Source organism: Streptomyces aureus (genome assembly GCF_001418135.1).
GTDB classification, from domain to species: Bacteria; Actinomycetota; Actinomycetes; order Streptomycetales; family Streptomycetaceae; genus Streptomyces; species Streptomyces aureus_A.
Map to the genome: position 1 here is coordinate 1 of NZ_LIPQ01000425.1, position 7808 is coordinate 7808.

Genomic DNA, 7808 nt, shown 5'->3' on the forward strand with positions numbered 1-7808 from the left:
GTGCGGGACCGGGTGTAGCTGCGGGTGCGGTACTGGGCGCGGGTGCGGGTGCGGAGGTGGGTGCGGGTGTGGGCTCCGGTCGTGGTGCGTGTGTGCTCATGGCGCGAGTGAAGAACCGCCCGCCCCGCGCGGCCACCGCAGAGACCGTCGCCTCAGCCGTCCGTGCCCAGGATCAACCCGGACGTGGGAACCCCCGTCCCCGCCGTGACCAAGGTCCGCTCCGCCCCGGGTACCTGGTTCACGGAGGTCCCGCGCAGCTGTCGGACCGCCTCGGCTATGCCGTTCATGCCGTGCAGATAGGCCTCGCCGAGCTGTCCCCCGTGCGTGTTCAGCGGGAGCGCGTCCGCCGCGACGAAGTCGGCCGCCTCCCCCGGACCGCAGAAGCCGAACTCCTCCAACTGCATCAGCACGAACGGGGTGAAGTGGTCGTAGAGAATGCCCACGTCGATCTCGCCCGGTGCGAGGCCGGAGGTCCGCCAGAGCTGTCGGGCCACCACCCCCATCTCCGGAAGCCCCGTCAGCTCGTCCCGGTAGAAGCTGGTCATCGCCTCCTGCTTCCGGCCGGCGCCCTGCGCCGCCGCCAGGATGACGGCCGGCGGACGCCGCAGGTCGCGGGCCCGCTCGACGGAGGTGACGACGATCGCCTGGCCGCCGTCGGTCTCCTGGCAGCAGTCGAGGAGCCGGAGTGGTTCGACGATCCAGCGCGAGGCGGCGTGGTCGGCGAGGGTGATCGGCTTCCCGTGGAAGTACGCGGCGGGGTTGCGGGCGGCGTGGCGCCGGTCGGTGACGGCGACATGGCCGAAGGCGTCCGGGGTCAATCCGTAGGTGTGCAGATACCGCTGGGCGATCATCGCGACCCAGGAGGCCGGGGTGAGCAGCCCGAAGGGCAGCTGCCAGCCGAGTGCGACGCCCTCGGCGGAGGGCTCGCGCTGCTGGACTCCGGAGCCGAAGCGCCGCCCGGAGCGCTCGTTGAACGCCCGGTAGCAGACGACGACCTCCGCGACTCCGGTGGCGACGGCGAGCGCGGCCTGCTGCACGGTGGCGCAGGCGGCCCCGCCGCCGTAGTGCACGCGGGAGAAGAAGGACAGCTCGCCGATGCCGGACGCCTGGGCGACGGTGATCTCGGGGTTGGTGTCCATGGTGAAGGTGACCATGCCGTCGACGTCGGCGGGGGCGAGCCCGGCGTCGTCGAGGGCCGCGCGGACCGCCTCGACCGCGAGGGACAGTTCGCTGCGGCCCGAGTCCTTGGAGAACTCGGTGGCCCCGATGCCCACCACGGCCGCCCGGCCGCCGAGGCCGTCCCTGGTGCGGAGGCTCATCGCGGCACCTCCACGGTGACCGTCCCCGTGACGTGGTGTCCCAGCCCGTTCGCACCGACGACCCGGACGTGTGCGGTGTCCCCTTCGACCTCGGTGACCGTGCCGGTCAGCACCATGGTGTCGCCGGGGTGGTTGGGGGCGCCGAGCCGGATGGCGACCCTGCGGAGGACGGCGCGGGGGCCGAAGTGGTCGGTGATGTAGCGCCCGACGAGGCCGTTGGTCGTGAGGATGTTCATGAAGATGTCCGGGGAGCCCTTCTCCCGGGCCAGTTCGGCATCGTGGTGCACGTCCTGGTAGTCGCGGGAGGCGACGGCCCCGGCGACGATCAGGGTGCGGGTGATCGGGATCGTCAGCGGCGGCAGCTCGTCCCCGGGCTTGACGAAGGTCTCCGTGCCGGGCTTCATGACAGGTCTCCTTCAGCGAGCAGGTCGCCGAGTTCGGCGAGGAGTTCGGTACCGCAGCCGAGATGGGCGTCGAGCTGCCTGCCCCACAGGAAGTGCCGGTGCACGGGGTGGTCGAGGTCCGCGCCCATGCCCCCGTGCAGATGCTGCCCGGCGTGCACGACCCTCTTCCCCGCCTCGGAGGCCCACCAGGCGGCGGTCAGGGCCGCCCCGCGGGCGTCCAGGTCCTCGTCGTGGCGCCAGGCGGCCTCGTAGGCGGTGACCCGGATGGTCTCGGTGTCCATATGGGCGTCGGCGGCCCGCAGTTGCACGGCCTGGTGGGTGGAGAGCGGGCGGCCGAACTGCTCCCGTACGGAGGTGTGCTCCACGGCCCTGGCGAGCGACCCGGCGCAGACCCCGGCCTGCAGACCGGCGAAGGCGACCCGGGCGGCGGCGAGCACGTCCGCGTAGGCGGCGCTCTCCCCGAGCCGCTCCCCCGCCGCCCCGTCGAGGACGAGCCGGCCGGCGGACCAGGGTGCGGTGAGCTCGACGGCATCGACGCGGGCCGCGTCCTCGGTGCGGACCAGCCAGAGGGCACGGTCCTGGTCGGGGACGAGGACATGGGTGGCGTCCCTGAGCCACGGCACCCAGTCCACGGCCCCGCTGAGCCGCCCCTCGCGCGAGGTGACCGGCCCGGACGCCGGGAAGGCCCCCGTCACCACCGCCGTACCGTCGCGGAGCCCGGGCAGGAGCCGGGCGCGCTGCTCGTCCGTGCCGTGCCGGGCGACGGCGAGGATCCCGTACACACAGGTCGCTGCGAACGGCACCTGGGCCGTCACGCGTCCCTGCTCCTCCAGGAGGAGGACCAGGCCGAGCAGGCCGGTCTCCTCGACGGAGCCGGGCAGCCCGGCGGCGCAGAGTGCCTTCCAGAGCTCGGCGTCGCTGCCGGTGCCGGCCGCCCGGAGCCGCTCGTGGGTGGCGAGGTCGGCGAAGATCCGGGCGGCCAGCTCGCGGGCCGCCTCCTGCTCCTCGGTGGGGGTGAAGTCCATGTCAGTCCTCCCCTCCCGCGCGGAAGACGGGAAGCTCCAGCTCCTCGTCGACGCGCAGGAACTCCAGCCGCACCGGCATCCCGATCCGCACCTTGTCGTACGGCACCCCCACCACGTTGCTGATCATCCGTACGCCCTCGGCGAGTTCGACGAGACCGACCGCGTACGGCGGGTCGAAGGCCGGGAAGGACGGGTGGTGCATCACCACGTACGAGTAGACCGTCCCGGCGCCGCTCGCCTCGACCGTGTCCCACTCCGGCGAACCGCAGTCGGCGCACCCCGGCAGCCAGGGGAATCGGAGGGCGGCGCAGTCGCCGCAGCGCTGGATGAGCAGCCGGTGCGCGGCCACGCCCTCCCAGAATCCGGCGTTGTCCCGGTTGACGACGGGCCGGGGCCGCCGGGCCCTCGGCCGGGTTGCCTCGGACCGCTTTCCCTCGTGCTGCCTTCCCTCGAACTGCTTTCCCTCAGGCTGCCTGCCCGCCGACTGCCTGCCCCCCGTCCGGCCACCCTCCGGCTGCCTTCCTTCCGGCCGCCTTCCTTCCGGCTGTTTCGCCTGGGTCCCGGCGGGGGGCTCCGGCCTCCGCGGTCGCGCGGCCGGCGCGTACTTGAGGATCCGGAAGCGGTGGGTGCCGGCCGGCTGCCCGCCGGCACGGACGTCGGTCCTGGTGGTGACGAAGTGCCCCGACCCGAGCTTGGTGGTCTTGAGCTCCGACACGGACTCGATGACGGTGTCGAAGGTGATCTCGTCGCCGGGCCGCAGCGGCCGCAGGTACTCCTGCTCGCAGTCGGTCGCGACCACCGACGTGTATCCGGCCGCGTCGAGGAGGGCGAACAGTTCCTCGTGGGCGGAGGAGCGGTCCGTGTGCCCCGAGAGGCCGCCCATCGTCCAGGCCTGGAGCATCGTGGGCGGAGCGACGGCGTCGTGCCCCCGGTAGGCGGGATGGCCGTCCCCCATGGCCTCGCACCAGTGCCGGATCATGGGCAGGTTGACCGGGTCCTTGCCGACGCCGGATGTCGCGGCGGCCCGCCCCGCGAACCCCGCTAGCCGCTCGTACAGCCCGTCCGGCGACGGCTCCGGCCCGCCCTGGCTCCGTGTGAGGGTCATCGCCGGCCCCTCCCCTTCATGCCGAGCCGCATCCTCGCGACGATCTCGCGCTGCACCTCGCTCACCCCTCCCCCGAAGGTGTTGATCTGCGCGGCCCGGTTCATGCGCTCCAGCTCACCGCCGTCGAACTCCCCCGGCGATCCCGCTCGCACCGTCCCCGACCCACCCGCGATCTCCTGACATATTCGATACACCTCCACCGCCGATTCGGTTCCCACGAACTTCACGCCGCTCGCGTCCCCAGGAGCCAGCCGGCCGGCCCCCACGTCTCCCACCAAACGCCAGCTCAGCAGGCGTGTCGCGGCCAGCCGGGCATGCGCTTCGGCGGCTCGGATCCGAACCCACGGCTCGTCAATGCGACGCCTGCCCGTCACCGGATCGGGGGTACGGGCCCGGTCGAGCACGGCAGCGAAGAAGTCCTCCGCCTGCATGCCGATCGCGGCGAGCGCGACCCGCTCGTGGTTGAGCTGGTTGGTGATGAGCCCCCAACCCCCGTGCTCCGGCCCGACGAGGTTCCCGGCGGGGACCCGTATCCCGTCGTAGTAGGTGGCCGTGGTCGTCAGCCCGCCCACGGTCGCGATCGGGGTCCAGGAGAAGCCGGGGGCATCGGTGGGGACCAGGACGATCGAGATGCCCTTGTGCGGGGGCGCGTCGGGATCGGTGCGGCAGGCCAGCCAGATCCAGTCGGCGTTCTGGGCGTTGGAGGTGAAGATCTTCTGGCCGTCGATCAGCCAGGACCCGCCGTCGCGGACCGCGCGCGTCCGGAGGGAGGCGAGGTCCGTGCCGGCCTCGGGCTCGCTGTACCCGATGGCGAAGACGGTCTCGCCGCGCAGGATCCGGGGCAGGAAGCAGGCCTTCTGCTCCTCGGTCCCGTAGGTCATGAGGGTGGGGCCGACGGTGTTGAGCGTGACCATCGAGACGGGGGCGCCGGCGCGGTACGCCTCGTCGAAGAAGACGAACTGTTCGTCGGGACCGCGGCCCTGACCGCCGTACTCCTCGGGCCAGCCCAGACCGAGGAGCCCGTCGGCGCCGATCCGGCGGAGCAGCCGGCGCTGGGCTTCGGCGTCGGCGGCGGGGGGCGGCCCCTCGGGCATCAGGTCCCGGAAGTACGCGCGGAGTTCGGCGCGCAGCCGCAGCTGCCGCTCGGTCGGGGCGAGGTGCACGGCGACGGCCTCCCGTGGGACGACTGAGGTTTCTGACTGTCCGTCAGATTCAGGACGTCTGTCAAGGTCGACGACCGACCGCGCGCGTCCGGGGGCAGACGCGGAACGGCCCGCGCGCCGGTACCGAAGTACCGCCGCACAGGCCGTCGTTCACACCGCGGTCACGCCCCCCGTCGGGCCGGCTGCCGTGCTGGGCCGGTCACCACCACGGGTGGAAGTCGACCACGGCGTTGTTCTGGGCGATGTGGGTGAGGGCGGAGCCGTTCACGCTGGCCGTGTTGTTCTGGTTGGAGGCACCGGAACCGGTCGCCACCTGCTGCGTCGTGGTCGAGTTGCCGAAGTTGTCCCCACCCACGCCGCTGCCGATGATCGTGGCGACGCTCGTGTTCGATCCGTCGTCCGCGAACCCGCCGTTGTCGGCCTGGGCCACCCCCGTGAAGAGCGCGGCGGCGAGGGGCAGGGCGGCGGCAACGGCGAGGATGCGGGCGGTACGGATGCTTGCCATGTCTGTTCCTCCGGGAACTGAAAATTGGTGCTGTCGCACGGAACTGCTCTGAAGTGATCTGAAGTGATCTGAAGTACGGCCATTTCCGGGGCAGTTGGCCGACCGCCCCGGTCGTTCGTGCTCGACGTCGCGAATCCAGAGTTGCCCACCGAATCCCCGGCGAACCACCCCGGAGCGCCCGATTCCCCCGCAAGCGTGAGGACAAGCAGATAAACCCGGCGCCTCCGAGCAAAGGCCCAGCTCAGCCGGGCAAAAGGCATTCAGGACAGCGGCGGCCCGTACGCCGCACGGGAGGAAGCGTTCCGGCAGATTTTCCGCCAATCTCCCCGCCGGAAGATCGCGACGGCGCGTCCCCGACGCACGAAAACCGAACGTGCGAGCGGAACGAGAAGAAGGTTCGACCTACGGAACGTCCTGCTCCCCCGCGGCCGCCTCGAACGCCGCGTAGGCCGGGGCGTCGAAGAGCACGAAGCGGACTTCCTCCACGTCGGTGGGGGTGGCTCGTACCGTCCGCACGGCGATCCTGGCCCCGTCGTCGACGGGCCAGCCGTAGATTCCGGTGGAGATGGCGGGGAACACGACCGTGCGGTCACCCAACTCGTCCGCGATCAGCAGGGATTCGCGGTAGCAGGAGGCCAGCAGCTCCGAACGGTCCTCGTCGCGCGACCAGACCGGTCCGACCGCGTGGATCACATGCCGGGCCGCCAACCGCCCCGCCGTGGTCGCCACGGCCTGCCCCGTGGCCAGCCCCTTGCCGTAGTGCGAGCGGCGCAGGTCCTGACAGGCGGCGAGGATCTCCGGGCCGCCCTTGCGGTGAATGGCGCCGTCGACCCCGCCACCGCCCAGCAGCGACGAGTTCGCGGCGTTCACGATCGCGTCGGCGGCCTCGGCGGTGATGTCCCCCTGCACGAGCACGATCCGCACCACGACAACACTCCTTCGTCCGGCCCCCCACCGTTCCGACGCCCCATGAAACCCGGGGAACCGACCCCGCCACATCCCGGAAAGGGCGCCCCGGACGTGGATCCGGGGCGCCCCTGACGGTCGCTTCGTGCCTCGCGCTACTGCTGGGGCGGGGGCTGAGGCGGAGAGTCCGGCCGCTGACCCGGCTGTCCCAGTTGCTCCCTGAGCTTCTCCTGGGCGGTGTCGACCTGACCGCTGTACTTGCTCTGCGTCTTCCCGTCGACGTAGTCGCCGGCCTTGTCGACGCCCTTGGAGGCCTGTTCCTCGTGGCCCTTCAGCATTCCCTTGAGCTTGTCGAACACAGACATCCTGGCCCTCCTAGCCGCTGTTCCAGCCCCTCCAGCATCACGGCACCACCCGGGTCCCGCATCCGCAGAGGCGCCCCGGAAGGTCCCCGGAAGGATCCGAGGGGCGCGCCAGAAGGGTCCCGGCCCGCCGGAATCCCCGCCCCCACACACGGCGAAGGGGCGCCCCGATATCCGGAGCACCCCTTCCGACCAGCGCGTTTCGCCGATCCACTGCGGTGGGTGTGGGATTTGAACCCACGGTGACATCGCTGCCACGACGGTTTTCAAGACCGTTCCCTTAGGCCGCTCGGGCAACCCACCCCGCGCCGGCGGTGTGTCCACGTGCGGCGCGGGGGACAGCCTAGCCGGTCAGCTGTCGCCGGTGCGTTCGCCGAGGGTGACCGTGGCCGTGGAGGTCTTGCCGTCCCGCTCGTAGGTGATCTTGACCTGGTCGCCCGGCTGGTGGGTCCAGATCTCACTGATCAGGGAGGGACCGCTGTCGATCTGGTGGTCGTCGAAGCCCGTGATCACGTCACCGGCCTTCAGGCCCGCCTTCGCCGCCGGCCCGTTGGGGGTCACCGAAGGGGTGCCGCCCGAGCCCTGGGAGGCGATCGTCGCGCCCTCTCCCTGCTCCTGCATGTTCACCGTCGCGCCGATCACCGGGTACACCGGCTTGCCCGTCCTGATCAGCTGCTGCGCCACGTTCTTCGCCTGGTTCACCGGGATCGCGAAGCCGAGGCCGATCGAGCCCGCCTGGGACTGGCCGAAGCCGCTCCCGGCGGACTGGATGGCCGAGTTGATGCCGATCACCGCGCCGCTCGCGTCGAGCAGCGGACCGCCCGAGTTGCCCGGGTTGATCGACGCGTCCGTCTGCAGCGCGCTCATGTACGAGTTGCTGCCGCCCGAACCGTCGCCCGACGCGACCGGACGGTTCTTGGCGCTGATGATGCCCGTGGTCACCGTGTTCGACAGACCGAAGGGCGCGCCGATCGCGATCGTCGAGTCGCCGACCGCCACCTTGTCGGAGTCGCCGAGCG

The 7808-nt window shown here is 71.7% G+C and carries 9 protein-coding genes and 1 tRNA gene; all 10 read right to left on the reverse strand.

The features are described 5' to 3' along the window. Positions 1-152 precede the first annotated feature (152 nt). Positions 153-1319, reverse strand: coding sequence for a lipid-transfer protein (locus AOK00_RS29560; RefSeq protein WP_055603293.1), 1167 nt, complete (start codon positions 1317-1319; stop codon positions 153-155). Beyond that, entirely contained in the window at positions 1316-1723 is a 408-nt protein-coding gene (locus tag AOK00_RS29565; protein ID WP_055603294.1) for a MaoC family dehydratase, read from the reverse strand. The genes AOK00_RS29560 and AOK00_RS29565 overlap by 4 nt, the downstream gene beginning before the upstream one ends. Next, on the reverse strand, positions 1720-2748 hold the full coding sequence (locus AOK00_RS29570) for an acyl-CoA dehydrogenase family protein (protein WP_055603295.1): 1029 nt from the start codon (positions 2746-2748) through the stop codon (positions 1720-1722). The genes AOK00_RS29565 and AOK00_RS29570 overlap by 4 nt, the downstream gene beginning before the upstream one ends. A 1-nt stretch (position 2749) precedes the next feature. Next, the gene (locus AOK00_RS29575; RefSeq protein WP_055603296.1) at positions 2750-3853 is read right to left on the reverse strand and encodes a bifunctional MaoC family dehydratase N-terminal/OB-fold nucleic acid binding domain-containing protein; all 1104 of its coding nucleotides are present in this window, start codon (positions 3851-3853) and stop codon (positions 2750-2752) included. Beyond that, entirely contained in the window at positions 3850-5016 is a 1167-nt protein-coding gene (locus tag AOK00_RS29580) for an acyl-CoA dehydrogenase family protein (RefSeq protein ID WP_055603297.1), read from the reverse strand. The genes AOK00_RS29575 and AOK00_RS29580 overlap by 4 nt, the downstream gene beginning before the upstream one ends. Positions 5017-5215: 199 nt before the next feature. Next, positions 5216-5521: a hypothetical protein gene (locus AOK00_RS29585; protein WP_055603298.1), complete on the reverse strand. Its 306-nt coding sequence runs from the start codon at positions 5519-5521 to the stop codon at positions 5216-5218. A 402-nt stretch (positions 5522-5923) separates the two neighbouring features. Next, on the reverse strand, positions 5924-6448 hold the full coding sequence (locus AOK00_RS29590) for an O-acetyl-ADP-ribose deacetylase (RefSeq protein ID WP_055603299.1): 525 nt from the start codon (positions 6446-6448) through the stop codon (positions 5924-5926). Between the two features lie 134 nt (positions 6449-6582). Beyond that, on the reverse strand, positions 6583-6792 hold the full coding sequence (locus AOK00_RS39255) for an antitoxin (RefSeq protein ID WP_055603300.1): 210 nt from the start codon (positions 6790-6792) through the stop codon (positions 6583-6585). A gap of 213 nt (positions 6793-7005) precedes the next feature. Beyond that, a tRNA-Ser gene (locus tag AOK00_RS29600) sits at positions 7006-7092 on the reverse strand. Positions 7093-7140: 48 nt separating this feature from the next. Further along, positions 7141-7808, reverse strand: a 668-nt coding sequence (locus tag AOK00_RS29605) for a S1C family serine protease (protein WP_159041871.1), incomplete at its 5' end; no start/stop codon positions are given.

Bases quoted from the DNA above. Each gene is read 5' to 3' on its own strand.
- AOK00_RS29565 (WP_055603294.1), bottom strand. From the start codon at position 1,723: ATGAAGCCCGGCACGGAGACCTTCGTCAAGCCCGGGGACGAGCTGCCG.
- AOK00_RS29585 (WP_055603298.1), bottom strand. From the start codon at position 5,521: ATGGCAAGCATCCGTACCGCCCGCATCCTCGCCGTTGCCGCCGCCCTG.
- AOK00_RS29575 (WP_055603296.1), bottom strand. From the start codon at position 3,853: ATGACCCTCACACGGAGCCAGGGCGGGCCGGAGCCGTCGCCGGACGGG.
- AOK00_RS29560 (WP_055603293.1), bottom strand. From the start codon at position 1,319: ATGAGCCTCCGCACCAGGGACGGCCTCGGCGGCCGGGCGGCCGTGGTG.
- AOK00_RS39255 (WP_055603300.1), bottom strand. From the start codon at position 6,792: ATGTCTGTGTTCGACAAGCTCAAGGGAATGCTGAAGGGCCACGAGGAA.
- AOK00_RS29570 (WP_055603295.1), bottom strand. From the start codon at position 2,748: ATGGACTTCACCCCCACCGAGGAGCAGGAGGCGGCCCGCGAGCTGGCC.